Origin of the sequence: Bacillus sp. 204(2023) (genome assembly GCF_037027505.1) — a bacterium.
In the GTDB taxonomy this organism is placed as follows: Bacteria; Bacillota; Bacilli; order Bacillales; family Bacillaceae; genus Bacillus; species Bacillus subtilis.
Genome location: NZ_JAXCHE010000003.1, coordinates 362409 through 383132, shown reverse-complemented (window position 1 = coordinate 383132; position 20724 = coordinate 362409). Strand labels below are relative to the sequence as shown.

At 39.2% G+C, this 20724-nt stretch carries 22 protein-coding genes; 7 read left to right on the top strand and 15 right to left on the bottom strand.

Going from position 1 to position 20724, the window contains the following annotated elements:
* Window positions 1-145 precede the first annotated feature (145 nt).
* Window positions 146-742, bottom strand: a complete 597-nt coding sequence (locus WA279_RS09210; RefSeq protein ID WP_015715300.1) for a TetR/AcrR family transcriptional regulator — start codon at window positions 740-742, stop codon at window positions 146-148.
* Window positions 743-948: 206 nt separating this feature from the next.
* On the opposite strand from WA279_RS09210, the gene WA279_RS09205 reads away from it, so the two are divergent.
* Entirely contained in the window at window positions 949-2136 is a 1188-nt protein-coding gene (locus tag WA279_RS09205; protein ID WP_336155148.1) for an MFS transporter, read from the top strand.
* A gap of 171 nt (window positions 2137-2307) precedes the next feature.
* Here WA279_RS09205 and WA279_RS09200 read toward each other — a convergent pair whose 3' ends face one another.
* Window positions 2308-3180 (bottom strand): YitT family protein, encoded by an 873-nt coding sequence (locus WA279_RS09200; RefSeq protein ID WP_029725818.1) that lies wholly within the window; start codon window positions 3178-3180, stop codon window positions 2308-2310.
* A gap of 253 nt (window positions 3181-3433) precedes the next feature.
* Between WA279_RS09200 and WA279_RS09195 the strand changes: the two genes are divergently transcribed.
* Complete coding sequence (locus tag WA279_RS09195) at window positions 3434-3763, top strand: winged helix-turn-helix transcriptional regulator (RefSeq protein ID WP_219144778.1); 330 nt, start codon at window positions 3434-3436, stop codon at window positions 3761-3763.
* Between the two features lie 82 nt (window positions 3764-3845).
* Window positions 3846-4418 carry an alpha/beta hydrolase gene (locus WA279_RS09190; RefSeq protein ID WP_336155144.1) on the top strand — a complete coding sequence of 191 codons (573 nt, stop codon included), beginning with the start codon at window positions 3846-3848 and terminating at the stop codon, window positions 4416-4418.
* 52 nt (window positions 4419-4470) lie between these two features.
* Here WA279_RS09190 and WA279_RS09185 read toward each other — a convergent pair whose 3' ends face one another.
* Together WA279_RS09185 and pdxR are read right to left on the bottom strand one after the other, a co-directional pair.
* Entirely contained in the window at window positions 4471-4896 is a 426-nt protein-coding gene (locus WA279_RS09185; RefSeq protein WP_133953621.1) for a MaoC family dehydratase, read from the bottom strand.
* A gap of 192 nt (window positions 4897-5088) precedes the next feature.
* Entirely contained in the window at window positions 5089-6480 is a 1392-nt protein-coding gene (gene pdxR, locus WA279_RS09180) for a MocR-like pyridoxine biosynthesis transcription factor PdxR (protein WP_336155143.1), read from the bottom strand.
* A gap of 154 nt (window positions 6481-6634) precedes the next feature.
* Here pdxR and WA279_RS09175 point away from each other — a divergent pair, with 154 nt between their 5' ends.
* Entirely contained in the window at window positions 6635-7498 is an 864-nt protein-coding gene (locus tag WA279_RS09175) for a DMT family transporter (protein WP_015382853.1), read from the top strand.
* 124 nt (window positions 7499-7622) lie between these two features.
* Here the strand turns inward: WA279_RS09175 and WA279_RS09170 are convergent, their stop codons facing one another.
* The gene (locus WA279_RS09170; protein ID WP_041519106.1) at window positions 7623-8033 is read right to left on the bottom strand and encodes an Lrp/AsnC family transcriptional regulator; all 411 of its coding nucleotides are present in this window, start codon (window positions 8031-8033) and stop codon (window positions 7623-7625) included.
* 242 nt (window positions 8034-8275) lie between these two features.
* Between WA279_RS09170 and WA279_RS09165 the strand changes: the two genes are divergently transcribed.
* Entirely contained in the window at window positions 8276-9037 is a 762-nt protein-coding gene (locus WA279_RS09165; RefSeq protein ID WP_133953624.1) for an MBL fold metallo-hydrolase, read from the top strand.
* Between the two features lie 197 nt (window positions 9038-9234).
* Here the strand turns inward: WA279_RS09165 and WA279_RS09160 are convergent, their stop codons facing one another.
* Together WA279_RS09160 and fumC are read right to left on the bottom strand one after the other, a co-directional pair.
* Window positions 9235-9363: a hypothetical protein gene (locus WA279_RS09160; protein WP_336155140.1), complete on the bottom strand. Its 129-nt coding sequence runs from the start codon at window positions 9361-9363 to the stop codon at window positions 9235-9237.
* A 248-nt stretch (window positions 9364-9611) separates the two neighbouring features.
* On the bottom strand, window positions 9612-11000 hold the full coding sequence (gene fumC, locus WA279_RS09155) for a class II fumarate hydratase (protein WP_134155677.1): 1389 nt from the start codon (window positions 10998-11000) through the stop codon (window positions 9612-9614).
* 168 nt (window positions 11001-11168) lie between these two features.
* Between fumC and WA279_RS09150 the strand changes: the two genes are divergently transcribed.
* Window positions 11169-12059, top strand: a complete 891-nt coding sequence (locus tag WA279_RS09150; RefSeq protein WP_336155138.1) for a LysR family transcriptional regulator — start codon at window positions 11169-11171, stop codon at window positions 12057-12059.
* 131 nt (window positions 12060-12190) lie between these two features.
* Here the strand turns inward: WA279_RS09150 and WA279_RS09145 are convergent, their stop codons facing one another.
* The 4 genes from WA279_RS09145 to WA279_RS09130 form a co-directional block, all read right to left on the bottom strand.
* On the bottom strand, window positions 12191-12823 hold the full coding sequence (locus WA279_RS09145) for a TVP38/TMEM64 family protein (RefSeq protein ID WP_217020385.1): 633 nt from the start codon (window positions 12821-12823) through the stop codon (window positions 12191-12193).
* 134 nt (window positions 12824-12957) lie between these two features.
* A complete protein-coding gene (locus tag WA279_RS09140) occupies window positions 12958-14034 on the bottom strand; it encodes a sensor histidine kinase (RefSeq protein WP_336155135.1) in 1077 nt (358 codons plus the stop codon).
* Entirely contained in the window at window positions 14031-14717 is a 687-nt protein-coding gene (locus WA279_RS09135; RefSeq protein ID WP_336155134.1) for a response regulator transcription factor, read from the bottom strand. Before WA279_RS09135 ends, WA279_RS09140 begins: the two co-directional genes overlap by 4 nt.
* On the bottom strand, window positions 14692-15297 hold the full coding sequence (locus tag WA279_RS09130; RefSeq protein WP_336155133.1) for a class I SAM-dependent methyltransferase: 606 nt from the start codon (window positions 15295-15297) through the stop codon (window positions 14692-14694). Before WA279_RS09130 ends, WA279_RS09135 begins: the two co-directional genes overlap by 26 nt.
* 224 nt (window positions 15298-15521) lie before the next feature.
* On the opposite strand from WA279_RS09130, the gene WA279_RS09125 reads away from it, so the two are divergent.
* Window positions 15522-16181 carry a hypothetical protein gene (locus tag WA279_RS09125; RefSeq protein ID WP_336155132.1) on the top strand — a complete coding sequence of 220 codons (660 nt, stop codon included), beginning with the start codon at window positions 15522-15524 and terminating at the stop codon, window positions 16179-16181.
* Between the two features lie 307 nt (window positions 16182-16488).
* Here WA279_RS09125 and WA279_RS09120 read toward each other — a convergent pair whose 3' ends face one another.
* The 4 genes from WA279_RS09120 to WA279_RS09105 all read right to left on the bottom strand — a co-directional run bounded on the left by WA279_RS09120 (window position 16489) and on the right by WA279_RS09105 (window position 20711).
* Window positions 16489-17082, bottom strand: coding sequence for a YdeI/OmpD-associated family protein (locus WA279_RS09120; protein ID WP_024572649.1), 594 nt, complete (start codon window positions 17080-17082; stop codon window positions 16489-16491).
* A gap of 235 nt (window positions 17083-17317) precedes the next feature.
* Window positions 17318-17692, bottom strand: coding sequence for a hypothetical protein (locus WA279_RS09115; RefSeq protein ID WP_336155129.1), 375 nt, complete (start codon window positions 17690-17692; stop codon window positions 17318-17320).
* Between the two features lie 222 nt (window positions 17693-17914).
* A complete protein-coding gene (locus WA279_RS09110; RefSeq protein WP_336155230.1) occupies window positions 17915-19213 on the bottom strand; it encodes an MFS transporter in 1299 nt (432 codons plus the stop codon).
* A gap of 109 nt (window positions 19214-19322) precedes the next feature.
* Window positions 19323-20711, bottom strand: a complete 1389-nt coding sequence (locus tag WA279_RS09105) for an aminotransferase-like domain-containing protein (protein ID WP_336155128.1) — start codon at window positions 20709-20711, stop codon at window positions 19323-19325.
* Between the last annotated feature and the right edge of the window lie 13 nt (window positions 20712-20724).

Below are 20724 nucleotides of genomic sequence, written 5' to 3'. Positions count from 1 at the left end.
TTATGTATTCACGATTGAATGACTTCTTTTTCGACATCCGATAAGAGTTCCCTCGATGATTCCGCTCAGCAACAAAAATCTTATATTTCACTGTACGATGGAACCAATTTGTCATATAATCCGTAGCTTTTGCAGTTCTTATCAGTTACATACTCTCTGTAGCAGAGGTAGCTTGAACTCCCTTAAACGCATTCATCACCAAATCATGCACATAGGAATCATTCACCTCATCCCCTGTTATAAGCAGACGATAGAAAATTGGTCCGTAAATGAGATCTATGCTTACTTCAATATCAAGATTCTCTCTTAATTCACCTTTCTGAATTCCCTTTTCTAGAAGGCCTTTCGCTTGGAGGCGGCGAGGCTGGAAAAATCGTGTGCGATATTCTTCTGCCAATTTTTCATCCAACTGCCCTGCACCTATTAATTCCTTAATAACGGTTCCTTCCCTGCTTGTCAAAAACCTAGCTAAATTCGTGGCGTGGGTTACTATATCTTGTACTGACGACCCTGTATCAGGCACAGGCAGCCTGTCCGTCGCGGTCGAAAGAAAGCTGTCCATGATAACGGCAGCTTTGTTAGACCACCATTTATAAATCGTTGCTTTACTCACTTTCGCACGCTCTGCAATTTTATCGACTGTCACCGCATCAAAGCCTTTTTCCAGCAATAGGTCATAGGCTGCAGAGAGAATCGCCTTATGCGTTCCTTCATCACGCGGCCGCCCTCGTTTACTCTGCACATGAATCATTCCTTCCCGAAATACAAAACTATACGTTCAGTATACTTAACCTGAATAAAAAAGAAAACAGAAATCCATTTACAAAACTGAACGTTTAGTATATTATTTTCATTAATCAACAAAACTGAACGTTCAGTTTATAAAATTGCTTGTGTTGAGAAGTCATCATTACACTCAAAAAAACACTTAAAAAGGAGTTCATTCTTATGGCTAATAGTAACAAACAAGCAGGTCAGAGGATTTCACCCAGTTTAACCCTTCTTCTCGCAACTGCATGCGGTATCATTGTTGCTAATCTTTACTATGCACAACCCTTGGTCGGATTAATTAGTAAGGCAATTGGACTTTCTCCAAGCAGTGCTGGATTGATTGTTACACTCACCCAAATCGGATACGTTGCCGGCTTACTATTTCTTGTCCCTTTAGGAGATATCATCGAAAACAAAAAACTTATTGTTGTATCGCTCCTTCTAAGCGCAGCGGCTTTGACACTAACAGCATTTGTGAAGCATGGAATACTGTTTTTAGCAGCTGCGTTTTTCGTCGGATTGGGATCAATCGCAGCCCAAGTGCTTGTTCCATTTGCATCATACCTTGCATCAGACGCTGCACGCGGCCGGGTTGTTGGCAATGTCATGAGCGGCTTATTACTCGGTATTATGCTTTCCCGTCCGATATCTAGTCTAGTCGCTGATATCTGGGGGTGGAATGCAATATTCGCTTTGTCCGCCGTGGTAAGTGTTATCCTGGCCATCGTATTATCAAAAGTGCTTCCTGCCAGAAAACCAACAGCAAATACAAACTATACTGCCTTACTCGGTTCAATGTGGAAGCTGCTGCGCACGACTCCAGTCTTACGCCGCCGTGCCATCTATCATGCGTTTGTATTTGGAGCTTTCAGCTTGTTCTGGACTACCGTTCCTTTATTATTGTCCGGTCCTGGTTTTCATTTTTCTCAGAAGGCAATAGCACTCTACGCATTGGTGGGCATTGCGGGTGCAGTCGCTGCACCAATAGGCGGCCGGCTGGCTGATCGAGGCTTAACCAGGCTTGCCACTGGAATCGCTCTCGGTGTTGTCGTTGTCTCTTTATTACTGCCGCTCATGATTCAGAGCAGCTCCCCCGTCGGCATAACAGTTCTAGTGGCAGCAGCTATTCTGTTAGATATGGGTGTATCTGCAAACCTTGTGCTGAGTCAACGTGCCATTTTTTCGTTGGCGCCTGAAATTCGCAGTCGATTAAACGGATTATTCATGGCGATCTTCTTTCTAGGCGGTGCGATAGGGTCATCAATTGGAGGATGGGCATATGCCTCAGGCGGATGGGGTACAGCATTATGGATTGGAATTGCTTTTCCGGTCATCGCTTTGCTTTATTTCATCACAGAGAAATAATCTTTCACCAAAATGGCTTATTTTTGGCAGAAAAAATACCAAGGGTTTTGACGCCCCTGGTATTTCTGTGATTCAGACCTTCACCGCTGACACCCACAAGCCCTCAAAAAGTGTTTTTGATTACATTTACCGGCGGCATGTCAGTTACCGTTAAAAAGGTCATTCTATTTTTTAGTGATGATTAAGATTTCTAAAGTTGCTGCCCTTCACTTCAGCTACGTCATATACGGTGACAAAGGCGGATTTATCAATATCATTAATAATTTCCTTTAGTTTGGTTTCTTCTAAACGGTTGATGACACATGTGATTTCTTTAAATTTCTCGTGGGAAAAACCCCCGTAAGCTTCTTTATATGTGGCGCTTCGGCCTAATTGATCACGTATTGTCTCTACCATTAATTCAGGTTGGGTTGTAATAATTTGAAAGGTTTTAGAACCGCTTAAGCCTTCCTCCACAACATGAATCACTTTGGATGCAATGTAGTAAGCAATGACTGAAAGCAATGCCCCTTGTAAGCCAAATACTGTGGAAACAAAAATAAACACAAATAGGTTTAAGAATAGAATGAGATCGCTCGTTCCGAATGGCAGTTTTCGGGATAGCAGCACAGCAAGCATGTCAATTCCATCTAATGCGCCGCCATTACGCAGCGCCAGCCCCATTCCAAATCCAAGGATAATCCCGCCGACAACGGTAATTAACAGGGTATCTCCTTCTATGATGGCGGGTGTGTGGTGGAAAAAGCTTGTCCCCGCGGCAAGCGATACGATTCCGATAATTGATAATAATGCAAAGCTTTTCCCAATTTGCTTATATCCTAACCAGACAAATGGAATGTTGATCACAGCAATCAAAATCCCCAGCGGCAAGTTGAATAGCTGTGAACCAACGATGCTAAGACCAGTCACCCCTCCATCAGATACACTGTTTGGAATGAGCACTGTTTCTAGTCCATATGCCGCTATGATTCCTCCAATGATAACCATGATGATTTGGAGAATCATTTTCGCTTTAAATTTCTTATGTTTTTTTGGTGTATTCATACCATTCCTCATTTCTCAAATATTTCGTTATATTTAAATATACCATAATAGATATTTTCAGCTAAAAACATGCGTTTTTTTAAATAAAGTAATTAACAGTAAGGTAACCCTCTTTGACTTAGAACATTCATGTACCGTGCCGCCTGTTGAGCAAGCGGCCCCTTTCACTTCAGATCGTGAATCGCCATCAAACTCCAACACCGAAAATCCTGAATTATTCTGATATGATACCTTAAAAAGGAGGATTGATTACATGGATAGCCTGTGCCGCAGTAAACAAGCCCCATTTGAATACACCTTATCTCTTATAGGGGGTAAATGGAAAATGAGAATACTCTATGAGTTAGGGTGTGAAAAAACGATGAGATACGGCGAGCTGAAAAGGGCTATGCCCTTCATCACCCATAAAATGTTAAGCGCACAGCTTAAGGAATTGCAAACTGACGGCCTTATTCATCGGACTGAGGTTTCTCAAACCCCACTGAAAGTAGAGTATTCGTTATCTGACAGAGGGCGATCTTTGTACCCCCTCATAGATGAAATGTGTAAGTGGGGAATGGCACAAGGAATGCCTCATATGTAAAGCTACTTACTAAAAAGTGCGTACTTGTTTCCCAATGAGAGGAATTTTATACTGAATGAAAATGCTTCGTGTGGAGGAAAAAATGACAAAACAAGTCTATATCATTCATGGCTACAGAGCCTCCTCAACAAATCATTGGTTCCCTTGGCTGAAAAAACGCCTGCTCGCAGATGGGGTCAAAGCAGACATTTTAAACATGCCTAATCCACTTCAGCCAAGACTTGAGGATTGGCTGGATACACTCTCTTTATATCAGCACACTTTACATGAAAATACGTATTTGGTTGCGCACAGCCTAGGGTGCCCAGCCATTTTGAGATTTTTGGAACATATTCAATTACGAAAACAGCTTGGCGGAATCATACTTGTTTCCGGCTTTGCCAAATCATTGCCCACTTTAAAGATGTTAGATGAATTTACACAGGGATCGTTTGATCATCAAACAATCATTGAGTCCGCGAAGCACCGTGCTGTCATTGCTTCTAAGGACGACCAAATTGTGCCTTTTTCATTCAGCAAGGATCTGGCACAACAAATTGATGCTGCGTTATATGAAGTTCAGCACGGAGGTCATTTTCTAGAAGATGAGGGATTTACTTCTTTGCCTATTGTTTATGATGTTTTAACCTCTTATTTTTCAAAGGAAACTCGCTAACATCTTTCACCCATCTGCTTCAATCGAGCCCGCGAAAAGCGGGCTTTCTGAGTTATCGTTTGATCAATACAGATAACTCACCTTCAAATACTTTTTCTTCTTTTTGATTATAAGTAGATAACAATACAGTGAGTATTCCCAATTCATTTCTCTTCGGCTGCTTATCAAGAACCTCAACAATTGTAAACAATTCATCATCCGGATATACGGGTTTTATGAATGTCATATGATTCATCTCTGTTCCGGCTATAATATCGTCTCCATAGAAACCTTCTTCAATCCAAAGTTTAAAAGATATGGCCAGTGTTTGTATGCCGGAAGCGATAATTCCATTAAATCTGCCTTTACTCGCTTTTTCTTCATCTACATGCATATACTGAGGGTCAAATTCACCCGCAAACCGCATAATATCATCTTTTGTTACTTTTAATGATTTCGTTTTGAAAACCTGGCCAATTGTAAACTCATCTAACTTCATTCTTACACCTCTATTTTTCAATTGTCTATTTTGTTTATTTTAGCACTGTGATGAGCAAATAAAAAATTCTGTTTTTCGCTAAACAGACGTATCGGGGCTGGACTGCAGGCACTCATCATATACTTAAAAAATATTGAACAGCTCTCAACACTTAGTCGTCACTTGGCCGTTTTGCTAAAACTGAAAGCTCCCTCATATCTTCCAGGCAGCCTTCAGTTTTTTTATGCCTTCTCTTATGTCGGATTCAGAAACCCCTGCAAACCCGAGCGAGACCGTTTTTGCAGGAGGATGATGTTGATAAGAAAGAGAAACAGGATAAATTTTTACTCCATGTTTTTTCGCCTTCTCAATTAACTCTTTTTCACCAAATGGCAAATAAACGTCAAGTAAGATACGAAGCCCAGAGTTTTCTCCGCGAATTCTGACATGCTCTCCTAATTCCCTTTGCACTGCCTCTAATACAATGGCTCTTTTTTTGCGGTAAAGTTTTCTCATTCTGTTGATGTGTTTTTGCCACTCTCCATTTTTTATAAATTCAGCTAGGGTTAGCTGACTGTGGCAGGACACTGTTTGCTTATATAAGGACGTAATTTCATGCCCCTTTTTTAAAAGAGGTGAAGGAAGAATCATATAGCTGATACGCAGCGAGGGCAATAGAGACTTAGAAAAAGTGCCCATATAAATGACACGGTTATGCTGATCAAGCCCTTGCAGAGAAGGAACCGGCTGTCCTGTGTACCTAAATTCCCCGTCATAATCATCCTCTATGATAAAGGATTGATGTTCAGCCGCCCATTTGAGCAGCTGAATTCTTCTGTTGATCGTCATGATTGTTCCCAGCGTAAATTGATGGGAAGGTGTGACATATACAAGGTTTGGCTGCTGTTCTTTGACCTTCTGTATACAGATTCCTTCCTCATCTACTGGTATCGGAACAATATTCATGCGGTTGGCTTCAAAAATCTTGCGTGCTCTTGGATAACCAGGATCCTCATACCCTATAGAAATATTCGGCTCAAAAACTTGGCACAAGATTTGCAGCAGAATAGGGTTCCCGGCACCTATAATCACTTGTTCAGGGCCGCAATGAACACCCCGAGATTGATACAGGTACTCTGCAATGAGTGTTCTCAGCTCAAACTCTCCTAAAACATGTCCCGGCCGATAAAGCTCGTGTCCATATTGGTCTAAGCTATTGACCATGCTTTTTCGCCATGCGGAAAAAGGGAAGTAAAAAGAATCTACATTCCCATAATGAAAATCAATCCATTGTTTATTTTCTTCTGCTTCTTGTTGAATGGGTGTTGTGCTTGGCATTCTATCATAAGCAAAATCAGAATCATGATAATCAGCAAACCACCCGCTTCTTGGCTTGCTCACAATATAGCCCTCAGCAGCGAGCTGTTCATAGGCACGTTCAACAGTCGTTTGGCTGATGGAAAGCTGATTCGCCAGGAGTCTTTTTGAAGGAAGCTTCATTCCTTTTTGAATACGGCCCCGATGCATGTTTTCTTTAAAATATCGATAAAGCTGCTGATAAAGCGGAATATCCAGATTTCTATCCAAAAAAGGCATGATATCCATTTGCGCGTTGTTCTCCTAACTGGTATGCATTTTTTTATGAAAACTGGCTGTTTATAAAAGGCCAATTCCAGTTTATAGTCATTGTAATCCTTAGCTACTGGTTTTGTTAAGAAAATACAGACAATGAACAAGAAAGATATGTGGAGTGATTGTAATGAACAAACGAACAAATGGCTGGATAAATGGTTTTATAGGCGTACTCATTTTCAGCGGCTCGCTGCCTGCGACCCGTTTGGCTGTGTCGGACTTCGATCCGCTGTTCCTCACCGTATGCCGCGCTGCGATAGCTGGTGTACTGGCGGGAGGTCTCCTCCTCATCTTCCGGCAGCAGCATCCTGCCAAAAGAGATCTCATTTCATTATTAGTGGTAGCGTTTGGCGTAGTGATTGGTTTCCCGTTGCTGACAGCTTTAGCGCTTCAGCATGTCACATCCGCACACGCCATTGTCTTCATTGGACTTCTTCCGCTTGCAACGGCGGTCTTCGGCGTACTGCGCGGGGGTGAACGCCCTCGCCCCGTCTTCTGGATTTTCTCAACCGTTGGCAGCTTGTTAGTAGCAGGTTTCGCCCTGATTCAGGGGGGAGGTTCATCCCCGCTTGGTGACGCGTACATGCTGGCTTCTATTGTCGTATGCGGTCTCGGTTATGCAGAAGGGGCAAGACTTTCACGGCGTCTGGGGAATTGGCAGGTGATCTCATGGGCACTCGTTCTGTCGCTTCCTCTTATGCTGCCATTGTCGTTCTTTTTTACGCCGGACTCATGGTCGGACATCGGCGTTCCCGCACTGCTCAGTCTTGCATATGTATCCTTATTCAGCATGCTAATCGGCTTTGTGTTCTGGTATCGCGGTCTTGCCCAAGGCGGAATTGCGGCGGTTGGGCAGCTCCAGCTTCTCCAGCCTTTTTTTGGACTGCTGCTTGCCTCAGTGATACTGCACGAGAAAGTGGGCTGGGCACTCGTAGCAGTGAATATCGCCGTTATCATGTGCGTTGCAGCAGCTCGGAGATTTGCAAAGTAAGGCTGATCGGCCGGATGAGTAAAATAAATGAAAGCATGAAAAATACCAAGAGTCTGCGGCTCTTGGTATTTTTCATGCTGCCGAGAGGACTTGAACCTCACATAAAGAAGTGAAAAGGTTTTTCCTACTTGTTAATCACAATCGATAATTTATAATTGACATTCTTATTTAATTCCACTAAAAATTGATCTAATGCTTCATTAGACGGAAATCTGCATTCTAGAAGATAACAGCCATCCCCGCTGATTTTATAATTATTCATGACATATTTCTTTTGTGTTTTGATAAATGACAGGTATGGCTGATGATGGGTGCTTTTTGTATAGATATTAAGCAAAGCATGTATATAATACCCTAATTTCACTTGGTTCACTTTAATTGTATATCCCTCTATGACGCCGTTGTCTTCTAACTTGGCAACCCTTGAGGCTGCTGCTTGCCCTGTTAAATGAACTTTATCACCTAATTCTTTCATCGTAATACGGCTATTCTGAGATAACTCCTCTAATATTTGCATGTCTGTGTAATCCAACATGAAATCAAATCCCTTCTAAAATCTTTCTGTTCATCATCTCTCTAAAAAGGTGCAGTCCTGCACATTGCTTTAACATTTGTTTCATTTAATTAATCTGATTCTGCCTTAATGAGAATTTATACAAAATAAATTACATACTTTCAAAAATCAAGTCAATCGACAGAAAGACTTGATTTTTTCCATGTATTTATTCAGCTGCTGTCTGTACACTATACAGATATTAAAGAAAAGGAGTTTTACACATGAACATTCAGCAAATTCGTAATGCCACACTTGTTGTCGAATATGCGGGCAAAACGTTTTTAATAGACCCAATGTTAGCTGAGAAGGGTGCTTATCCCCCATTCCCAAATGCCCCAAGACAGGATCAAAACAATCCTTTGGTTGAATTGCCAGCCTCTGTTGACCATATTATTAACGATATCGATGCTGTTATTGTTACCCATCTACACCTCGACCATTGGGATGAGGCAGCTAAAGAGGTATTGCCAAAAGATATCAAGCTGTTCTCCCAAAATGAAGAAGACGCAACAGAAATACGAAATGCCGGATTCAAAAATGTCGAGGTTTTAACAAAAGATACGGTCTTTGAAGGGATTCAACTTATTAAAACAAAAGGCGAACACGGAAGAGGAGACATTTTAAAACTCGCAGGCCTTGTATGCGGCGTTGTGTTCAAACACAAAAGTGAGAAAACGTTATATGTAGCTGGAGATACAGTCTGGTATGATGCGATTCAAGAAGAGATTGATACACACCAGCCGGAAATCGTTGTAGTGAACGGCGGAGATAATCAATTCTATGAAGGCGGTTCTCTCGTCATGGGTAAAGAAGATATCTATGAAACGTATAAGGCTGCAGCAAAAGCAAAAATCATCGTGAGCCACATGGAAGCTGTCAACCATTGGAGTTTATCAAGAGAAGAATTAAAATCCTTTATTCATGAAAAAGGAATCTCCTCTGATGTGTTAGTGCCTGATGATGGCGAATCATACTCATTTTAAATGCTTATTTAATGACGGGTAAGGTTATAATGTCCGGTGAGAACAATACAGAATGAGTGCGTCGCTTTTTTTGAAACGATTGAAGTACAGTGCCTTAAAAAGACTTTGTATTCTACCCCGCAATTAGATACACCGTTTCCGGGTGTAGATGGTTTAATAGAATCTGAAAAGAAAAACTTTGATGCTTTTCCCGGATTTTAAATGCCAATTAAAGCGATAGAGCTGATGATGACATTGCAGCCGATTGTTTTGGAAGCATACAGAACTCCAGTTGCCGGTGTCTTTTGCGTATTGAAGACGGTAAAATGATTGAACAGAGATCTCATGTTGCTATCTATGACATTCTTTCGTCAGTTTGGCGTCTATCCCTACTTCGTGATCAAGCAATGGCTTGGTCTAAAGCATTATCCGATTGGTTATTGGTGTCACGTTTATGTAACTACCCAATCATAGTAACATACAAGCTTCTTTCATCGATTAAAACCTTATATAGAAGTAAGAACACCTTCATGGTTTCATCACAATTATAAAAAACTAGTTACTGATTAGTAACTAGTTTTTTATTCCAAAAGATTTACATGTTTGGTTTCACCATATTTTCTGGTTTAACCATCTCATCAAATTGTTCTTCCGTTAATAGTTCGAGTTGGACAGCAGCCTCTTTTAACGTTAAGCCTTCTTTATGAGCAAACTTAGCAATTTTCGCAGCATTTTCATATCCTATATAAGGATTCAATGCTGTAACAAGCATTAAAGATCCGGAAAGATTTTCTTTAATGGTTTTATCATTAGGTTCAATACCAACCGCACAATGATCATGGAAAGATTTTATTCCATCACTCAGTAGCTGCACGGATTGAAGGAAGTTATAGATAATAACTGGTTTAAATACATTTAGTTCAAAGTTGCCCTGACTTGAAGCAAAACCAATAGTTGCATCATTCCCCATAATTTGAGCCGCAATCATGGTAAGGGCTTCACATTGAGTAGGGTTAACTTTTCCTGGCATAATGGAGCTGCCAGGCTCATTTTCCGGGATTGAAATTTCCCCGATCCCACAGCGAGGACCGCTTGCAAGCCATCTAACATCGTTCGCAATTTTCATTAAGTCAGCAGCTAATGCCTTCATAGCACCATGTACATACGTTATTTCATCATGACTAGTTAAGGCATGGAACTTATTAGGTGAACTTTTAAACTGTTGGCCTGTAAACTTCGAGATTTCCTCTGAGACAACTTCTCCAAACTGTGGATGTGCATTAATGCCTGTCCCTACTGCCGTACCCCCGATAGCAAGTTCACGCATTTTTTCAGTTGCTTCCAATATCATTTCTTTCGAACGATCAATCATATATACCCAACCGCTAATTTCTTGTCCAAGGGTAAGAGGTGTAGCATCTTGAAGATGTGTACGACCTATTTTTACAATGTCATTGAATTTTTTTGCTTTTTCATCTAATGTGTTCCGAAGTTGATCAAGTGCAGGAACTAATTGTTCATAGATAGCTAATACACCTGCAACATGCATCGCTGTTGGGAAAGTGTCATTCGAGCTTTGACTGCGATTGACATCATCATTTGGGTGTATAGTTTGTGTAGAGCCTTTCTCTTTTAATAAAAGTGTTGCAAGGTTTGCTATAACTTCGTTAACATTCATATTGCTTTGTGTACCGCTTCCCGTCTGCCAAACAACGAGTGGAAAATTGTCAGCATATTTACCTTCAAGAATTTCATCACAAACTGCGGTAATAACCTCTGTTTTTTTACTATCCAAATTCCCTAAACGATTATTAGCAATCGCTGTACTGCGCTTCAATATAGCAAAAGCTTTAACAATACGTTTTGGCATTTTTTCAGAACCTATCTTGAAGTTCTCTTTACTACGTTGTGTTTGCGCTCCCCAAAACTTATCAGCAGGCACCTTTATTTCTCCAAAAGTATCTTTTTCAATTCGATAGTTCATTAAAATAGTCCTCCTTCTGAACACATAATTAGTTTAAAATTTATATAAGAGTTTATATATTTTGTTGATGAATTTATCATAACACTCATAAATTATGATGTATAATGCATAATAAATATGATTTTAATTCCTTCATGTAATGAATTATAAAAAAGGAGGATTTTTTTAATGGAATGGGAACAATTAGAGTACTTCCAAACTCTTGCTCGTATACAGCATGTAACGAAAGCTGCTGAAACGTTATCAATTACACAGCCAGCACTTTCTCGGTCTATTGTTAGATTAGAAAATCAATTAGGTGTTCCGCTTTTTGATAGACAAGGCCGGTCCATAAAATTAAATAAATATGGGGAAAGATTCCTCAAGAGGGTCGATTCCATAATTAAAGAATTTACTGAAGGAAAGGAAGAAATTCAATCCCTTTTAAAACCAGATCAAGGTGAAGTGTCTTTAGGCTTTTTACATACTCTGGGTACAACTATCGTTCCAAATTTAATTGGAGCATTTAAAGATCAATACCCAAATGTTCATTTCCAACTAAACCAGTCTCACTCTAATCAGCTTTTAGATAAACTAAAATCAGGTGAACTAGATCTTTGCCTGCTTGCTTCTTTTCCAGTCGAATCAAATATAATGTGGAAACCCTTATGGAAGGAGGAGCTCTTTTTATTTTTGCCCAAAAATCATGTGTTAGCTGCCCGTAAGGATATTACCTTAAACGAAATTGCTAATGAGCCTTTTGTTTTAATGAAAGAAGGTTTCGCTCTTCGAGTGACAATAGATCATATTTTTGAACAGGTTAATATTACCCCAAACATTGTATTTGAAGGTGAAGAAGCTGCTACAATCGCAGGTTTTGTGGCAGCGGGTCTTGGTGTTTCAATTCTTCCTGATTTTAAAGGGTTAGACCAAACAAATATTGCAAAGGTTCGGATTAGTTGGCCAAGGTTTGAGCGTACAGTCGGTATCTCTTGGATTGAAGGGAAATATCTACCACCTGTCACCGAAAACTTCAAGCAATATATCATCAATCAGTTTCCTCAAATTGATTCGATATAGTATCAACTAACTGTCATATATGAAATATAAAGGTTATTACGGAAAACTCACATAAAAAAGATACCAGTTTTGCATGGTATCTTCTTTCATATCCAGAACATCACATCATCTACAACCTAAAGTTTATCCCCCTATGTGTTTTGCTTCTGTTTAAGGCTGTTCCACATTTTAATAGATACGACTGAAATCAAAACAAATGATACGATAACCAAAACAGTACCCGCTAACGACTCGCTAAAGTTAATGACAATAAAGCTAGAAAAAATCAATAGGGGAATATTCGTAATAACGACAGTTAAAATGTAAACACGGTATTTTAACCCCACTGCTGCTGATAAAAAACAAACGACATCTGTTGGGGCTATCGGACAAATCATCCCCAATGCCAAAAACTTATAATTGTAAGTCTCCAATAACTTTTTTAGTTCTGGATGTTTCTGCTCCAAATCCTTCATCATTTTTCCGCTTGAAAATATTCTAGAGAAAAGATAAACCAAGGTCTCGCTCAAAAAAATGCCAACCATCGATAATATAAAACTAACAATTGGATCAAAGCATATCCCTCCTAAAAACATGAGAGTTACTCCTGGAATAAAAAAGAGAAGCCTAATGATCCAGAGCGCAATAAACAGCAGCATTGCGTATTTTGTATTCTCCGATATAAATTCCTGTAAATCATCCATATCGAGTGACAGTAAATGATATTCCTTTGCTATATAAATGGCTAAAAACCACAAAGCTAAAATAAGAAATTTATTTTTCAATTTCTACACTCTCCTCACTTTCCATACCTACATGATAAGCAATAAGAATGAAGAAACATTCCGTAAAATCCTTAAGGTTTCTTAAGTTTTATTCTAAAAGAAAAAAGCTTATGGAAACTTTCCTCCATAAGCTTTTATATATGCAATGGGTGTTCGACAATAAAGCTCATCCAGCCTTCTCTATATTCCGCATGGATATTACCATTATGAAGCTCAACGATTCTTTTTGAAATAGCTAGCCCAAGGCCGCTTCCTTGTTGATCTGTTCTTGCCTTATCACCCCTGAAAAACCGTTCAAACAATTTGTCTATATTGTCAGCCGGAAAACCCTCAACTTGATTAGAAGTTTTCAAAAGTGCTTTGTCACCAATGATCTCAAGGCTTATGAATAATTCAGATGGTTTCCTGCTGTATTTTATCGCATTCATAAAGAGATTATCATAAACGCGAACCATCTTTTCTATATCTATTACAACAGGTACATTGTCTTCTGCAATTGATTTTTGAACACTTATTCGTTCCTTTTCAAAAATAGGAATGTATTCTCCTATTATTTGTTCCAATAAACCTGACAAATCAGCTTCTTTACAGGTTAACTTAACGTCCGGGCTCGATAAATGCGTATACTCAAACAGTTCATCAATCAGGTATTTCAGTCTTTGCGATTTCGAATCAATCGTTTGAAGATATTCCTGAAATTGCGCTTTGCTGTCGTATTGCCCTTTTTTTAATAAATCCAAATATCCGATAATTGATGTTAATGGTGTTCTTAAATCATGGGATACATTTGAAATCAGTTCACTTTTCGACCTTTCTAACTGTCTTTCGTGTTCAAACTTTTTTTCTAACTCTTTGGACATATCATTAATGTTTTGTGCAAGCTGAGTCAATTCATCCCTACTTTCAATCCTAATGGTCAAGCCTAATTTTCCATTAGCAATATGATGAACACTCTCAGTAATAAGCTTCAAATATAATATTTTTTTCCGTGCCATGATAAAAAAAACTGCAATAAAAGTAAGAATAGCTGCCGAAAACTGAAGCAGTATCATAAAATAGCTGCTCCGGATGCTAAACTCTTTGAGATAATTCATCTTTTGTAGATAGACGTTCGATAATATAATGAGTGCCATCATACCCAATGAAACAAGAAAACTAATTGCAATCGCGCCAAGAAGCTTTGCAACCAGTTTATTTCCAAAATTTCTCATATTTTATATCCCGTTCCCCAAACAGTTTTGATGTAAATGGGATGTTTGGAATCCTCTTCTATTTTATCTCTGATTTTTGTAATGTGAACCATGACAGTGTTGTCCGACTTAAAAAAGTCTTCCTTCCATACTGCTTCATATATCTTCTCCACACTCAAAACCATTCCTTTGTTCATGCAAAGAAGTTCGAGTATATCAAATTCTTTTGGGGTCAGCCTCACTTCCCGGCACCGCACCCATACTTGCCGTGTATCTGTATTTACGGTCAAGTCACCAATTTCAATGATGTTCTTCGTGCTGCTTGTATCAGTATTGTATTTTTTATATCTTCTTAACTGAGATTTAACCCTGGCGATTAATTCTAATGGGTTAAACGGTTTTGATAAATAATCATCGGCACCCGCGGCAAGTCCCTGAATTTTATCCATATCCTCCGATTTTGCAGAAAGCATGATAATAGGCAGATTTCGTTCTTGCCTAATCTTCATACATGCTTCAATTCCATCTATGTTGGGCATCATAATATCCAAAATCATGAGGTCAAATTCTTTTTGTTCCAGCAGGTTTAAAGCTTCGATTGCGTCTTTAGCCTTTTGAGTGTGCAGGCCTTCATTTTCTAAATAAACAGAGATGAGATTTCTAATGTCTTTGTCATCATCAACAATAAGAACGTTCGACTCCATATAATTCCTCCAAATCATTTTGCGGCATTGAGCAGCTAAAGACATAAGCCGGCGGTACATTTCTAAGCTCTCTTTTTACATCTATTTTGGTAAAAAACTGTTCAAAAAACGGTTTTTTCAACGTAGTGTATTGAAAAGTAATGAATTCACCATCTCTTTTTAAAATCTTTGCAGTATCTAATAAAATGTTGGCTGAAACAGTTTTTGGCAAGCTTGCAAAGGGAAGGCCAGAAATCACATAGTCTATATAAGGCATACCATAATCCTTTGCATACTGGCTGCTATTTTCAGCAGATCCATTTACAATAAATACATTCTTTTCGTCTTTAAATGTCTCTTTCAATAGTAAATAAAATTCTTCATTTTGCTCCACTAATAAAATAGTCGTTTCAGGTCTTCTTTTTTCAAGCAGTTTTTTTGTGAATACACCCGTACCCGGCCCGTATTCGACAATGTATGCAGCCTTCTTGAAATCAATTCCTTTCACCATTTTATCTCCAAGATACCTTGAACTAGGAAGGATCGCACCAACAGTTCTCGGATTAACTATATACTGAAATAAGAATAACAGGCGTTTCATATCTAATCTCTCCATTTGTTTTGCATTTATATCCCACTTTACATTCAAAACCTGAAGAAAAAGGGGCAAAACTTCTTAAGAATTCTTAAGTTTTCGCGATGCTATTCAAGATCGTTTCCTCTTCTTAAACAGTTTTCAATATCATCCTATCTATTCCATGGTAATATTTAGATACATAAACTTATATATGAAGCTGACCTGAATTAATAGAGAGGAATGAAAAAATGAAGAAACGCAGAAAGATATGTTATTGCAATACTGCCCTGCTGCTTATGATTTTGCTTGCTGGATGTACGGACAGTAAGGATGGAGAAGCACAACAACCTTCAAATCAAGCTTCTGCTGTACAATCTGACGAAAAACACACTGAGCCTGAAGAGAGCACCAAAATACGCAAGGATGAAACGGAGCCAATAACAGAATCAGAAGAATCCGCAACAAAAGCTGCAAATGATACCTCTTCAGCAGAAGAGAAAAGCAAAGAAGACAATGTATTGGCAGCATACTCTTCGGAAAAAATCGAATATGCCAGGGTTTGGCTTCAACTTGGACCTAATCAAGAGATAGATGAATTAAATGTTCGACATATTTCGGCTGGCGAGCCAATTAATCCTAATGATGATACAAGTGCCAGCTATCCAGAAGATGTAACCCAGTTAGCTGGCTCTCGTTTAGTGGATGGATCAGTCACTTATCATGGCAATGGGGATGGCACGATTCATGTATATAATGTGCCTTTACGCTGGGATTCCGCTGATGATGTAGAAAAAGGCGTCATGCGGGAAGTGACTGAGAGTATCATAAAAAACAGAAAAACAGTGTATGTTGATATAGGTGACAAGGAAAAAATCAAGCGGATCATCGATATCATGATGAGTCATTAATCAGTATTCGTTTGTCTGCACCTGACTAAAAACAATGGTTAATAAGGTATATTAATACAAAAAACAAAGTTTGGAATGTAGTAACTTGCTAAAAATCTTCCGGTTCTATTAGTTCTCCTAGGCATTCTAAATGTGATGAGCCGTGCCATTGAGCTATTTCTAGGTGTTGCATTAATATTTTATAACGCTGTCTAGTGGCATACAATGTTAATCAAAAGAAGCATTTCAGCAGTAAGTGAATGTTGTCCTAAGAAAAAGGATCTTATTACGCTATGATGCTATTCCTTTAGCCTGAACCTTGGCGTGCCTAATCCTTTAATCCCTTTCCATCGAGAATTTTTTGCACATATTTTTCGACTCTCGATTCTCGGGTTTTGGATTGTTTGGCTTGAGAAAAATAAAGAGTGTACGCTCTTTGCCGTCCCGGGGTCAATGCTTCAAAAGCAGTTTTCAAGGCAGGGATTTCATCGAATTTATTTTGAAGTTCTTCAGGAATGTTCAATTCAATATTTTTGTTAACATCCACTTTCAAACCGGCTTTTTCAACTTCAATGGCTTCGTGAATATAGGCTTTCAAAATGTTTTCTAGCTCATTTATTTCCTGAACATTTGTAAACCGAATCTGGCGCGCCGCCTGTACATTCTCCGTTTGTTGAATGAGAATTCCATGGGCATCCTGTAATAGGGCACCTTTGTGAAACAGAAGCGCACAATATTCTTTAAACCCATGTATTAAAACGACATTTTTATTATTGTATGTGTAACAAGGATGCATCCACTTAAAATCTTCAGTCAGCTCACAGTCAAGAATGATGGTTCTCAACTTCTCAAATTCTTCCTTCCACTTTTTCGCTTTACTTAAAAATTCATCAACCTTTGGATTCGTTCTGCTATTTGTCATGAAGGAATTCCCCTCTTTCCAAGCTTTTTACATTTACGTGAATTGACAATAATGAAGTCCAGTTTTATTTTTGACATCTCGGTATTTATTTTATTCTTCTATAGGTTCCTTCTCTTATTATTCAATAGATTAAGCTTAAAGTAGGGATGATGCAACAAAAAAAAAGAAGGCCCACAAGCCTTCTCTTTTTGTATAATTATTTCACTGACAATCTGAAAAAATAACAATTCGATGATTATATATCTTTTTTATTCTTGCCAATGCATAAGGTTACGGCAACACTAGCTATACTGACTAAAGTTCCTGCAATAGAAACTAAAATTGTCAAAAAGCCATTGGGAATAAGAAAACCAATTGGAATGAGCCCCAGAAAAGTGAAAACGATAAAACATTGGTATACACCAGATATTATTCTTACAACCAAATTGCCAAAAAAGGACATGACTAATGGAGGGATAAATAAAAATACAACGATTCCAATTGAGATCATCAAGATAATAGGTTCATCAAATGAGATGACATGATCTCCAGGCGACTCTTTAGCAGCCGCTAAAACAATAACGATAGACATCATTAGTGTAACAAAAACAAGAGAAAACCTTTTTAACAACGTGATGACTCCTTTACCTAAAGCGAGTAATCCTGCCTTTTTCAAATCCGATAACCATTTTATGTGATTCAATTAAAGAATATGCAGTGAGTGACACAGCTATAAGGAATCCTGGTCAAATCTTTATAATAGATTTAATGGAGCAACTATAGTTCGTTAGAATATTAGACGATAAAATAACTTTAACTAACAATATAACAAATTAATGTAAATTAAACAATCCTACCCTTTATCGGCCCTAGACCATACCACCACTGGAATGAGTAATAAGGACATAATCCCTCCAGTAAATGATAATGCTAGGTAACTTGAACCTGCCACAATCATTCCAGATAATGCCCCGCCAGCAGCTCCTGACAACGCAATCAGAACATCCACCGTTCCCTGCGTTTTAGCTCGCGTGGCAGTATCAGTTGAATCTACAATAAGGGCAGTCCCGCTTATTAAACCAAAATTCCACCCTAATCCGAGTAAAGAAAGAGCAATGACGAGAAGAACCATAGATTCTCCCGGAGCAAATGCTGCTATTACACCTGCCAAAAGCAACGTTGTTCCAGAGGAAATAGCCATTGCGGTACGTCCCAACCTATCTACAAGAACACCTGTAACCAGTGAAGGGAGATACATAGCACCTATATGAAAACCAATAACAAGACCTACTGCCCCCAAGTCATGCCCATGATGTCTCATATGAACCGGTGTCATTGTCATAATAGCTACCATTACGATTTGAGTAAGAATCATAACCGTTGCCCCAACGATTATGCCTTTTTTGTTTTCTGTATGCTCAGTTGCCGCCAAATGTCCTTTAGCACCAGGCTCTTCATTTGCCGCTTCTATTGTTCTTGCTATAACTAATGGATCTGGACGAAGCATAATGAAAAGGACCACACCTGCTAAAATATATGCTGCTGCGGCTAAAATGAAAGGGCCAGCAAGTGATGGAACACCAATAGAAAGAGCGAAATCCCCCATCACATTCACTAAGCTTGGACCTGCCACTGCGCCAAATGTAGTAAAAACCATCGTAATACTAACAGCAGTCGCTCGCTGCTTACGATTTGCTAAGTCTGTACCAGCATAACGGGCTTGTAAATTTGTGGCTGTTCCTGCACCGTAAATAAGCAATGAAATAAATAACAAGAAAATACTATTTATGATTGCTGCCATAATAACGCCTATTGCTCCAAGTCCGCCAATCATAAAGCCAGCTGAAAGACCTGTTCGACGGCCATAACGTTGAGAAAGTCTTCCAACAATTAATGCAGATCCTGCTGACCCTAAAGTAAATAAAGCAGAAGGCAGACCAGCAAACGCATCAGTGCCAAGCATTTGCTGTGCAATAAGCGCACCGACAGTCACTCCTGCCGCCAGCCCCGCACCGCCAAAAATTTGTGAGATACTCACAACGAACAATGTACGCTTGTATAACGATTTTTGTTTTTCTGGTGAACTGATGTAGCTTTGTAATGAAGCAGTTTGAACATCTATTGCTTTTACGCTGTCCTTGTCTAACATCATCTGACCTTCCTTTCTAAAAGCCAATTTTGTATAAACCTCCCTCTAGATGTGGATCATCATAACACGCACAAAAAAGCCATACAATGTCATAATTGTATGGCAAACAATATTAGGTAAGATCGTCTAGCAAACGTCTCAGGATCATTAATCCTTGTTCAAGCTCTTCAAGTGTTTTTGGTGCACAGACAGAAACCCTTACAGCCCTTTCAGGACAACTATTTCCCACTACAAAGCGTTCAGCCGCATACACTTGCACGCCATGTCGAGCAGCCAACTCTTCAAATTCGGCACCAGACATTTTACCCGGTAACAACAACCAACGAAAAATGCCTGTTTCAACACCTAAACATGCATATCCCGCAACATATCGGTTTACGAGTTGATTTCTGCGAATGGTTTGTTCACGATGACTCTCAATTAAGACTTCAAATTGATTTGATACAATCGTGCGAGCAGTAAGTTCAGCTAATAGCGGGGAAACGGTTATATTTAAATTATAAAGCGCCTTTGATATTGGCTCCTTATATTGTCTCGGCACTGCTACATAAGCCAAACGCAGGCCTGGCGCTAACGATTTTGATAAACTTGCAATATGGATAACCTGTTGCGGTGCGAATGAGGCGAGCGCCGGAAGCGGATTTTTGTTGAGAAGATGGTACGATGCATCTTCAATAACAAATAGATTATATTTCTTTGCAATGTCTGCAACCATTCTTCGATTCTCAACAGACATAAAGGAAGTCGTCGGATTATGGTAATCCGGGATTAAATACAAACCTTTAATATTTTCATTTTTACACGCATATTCAAGTGACTCCGGACTCATTTCATCGTTCTCTGATTTTATCGGTACGATTTGCACACTAAGCAATGATGCAACAGTTTTTAAACCAGGGTACGTATGATGGTCAACTCCGATGCGGTCTCCAGGCTTACAAAGACTCGCCAATGTCGCTGCAATCGCATTTTGGCCTCCATTTGCAAATAAAATGTGATCAACGGATGTTTCAAATCCGCCTCTTTGGATGAGCTTTACAGCTGCATCTTTTTGCCAAAGGCTTTCGCCTGCCCGGCCGTAGCTAAACCATTTTTCATAATCCTCCTCCTGAATCATGTTTTTCAGTTGGTGTAACAAGGGCTCATATGAAGCGTGATCTGGAAGTATTGCTCCCATTTCAATTAAATGTGTCGGCTTTGTATCCTCAAGTAAATACGCATTCGACAACGCATCATACGATACAAATGTGCCGCTCCCTACAGTCGCACTTAACAACCCCTTTAACTCACACACTTTAAATGCTTTTGAAATCGTACTCACATTTAAATCTAAATAATCGGCCAATTCTCGCTGTGGAGGAAGTTTTGTTCCAGGTAATAAAACTCCGTTTAAAATATCCTGTTCCAATTGCCCTGCAAGTGCTTTATAAATAGGCTTTTCAGCTTTATCAATCGATGGCTTCCAGCTCATCGGATAATTTTCAAAAGAATTGATAGGCATGATACGCATCCTT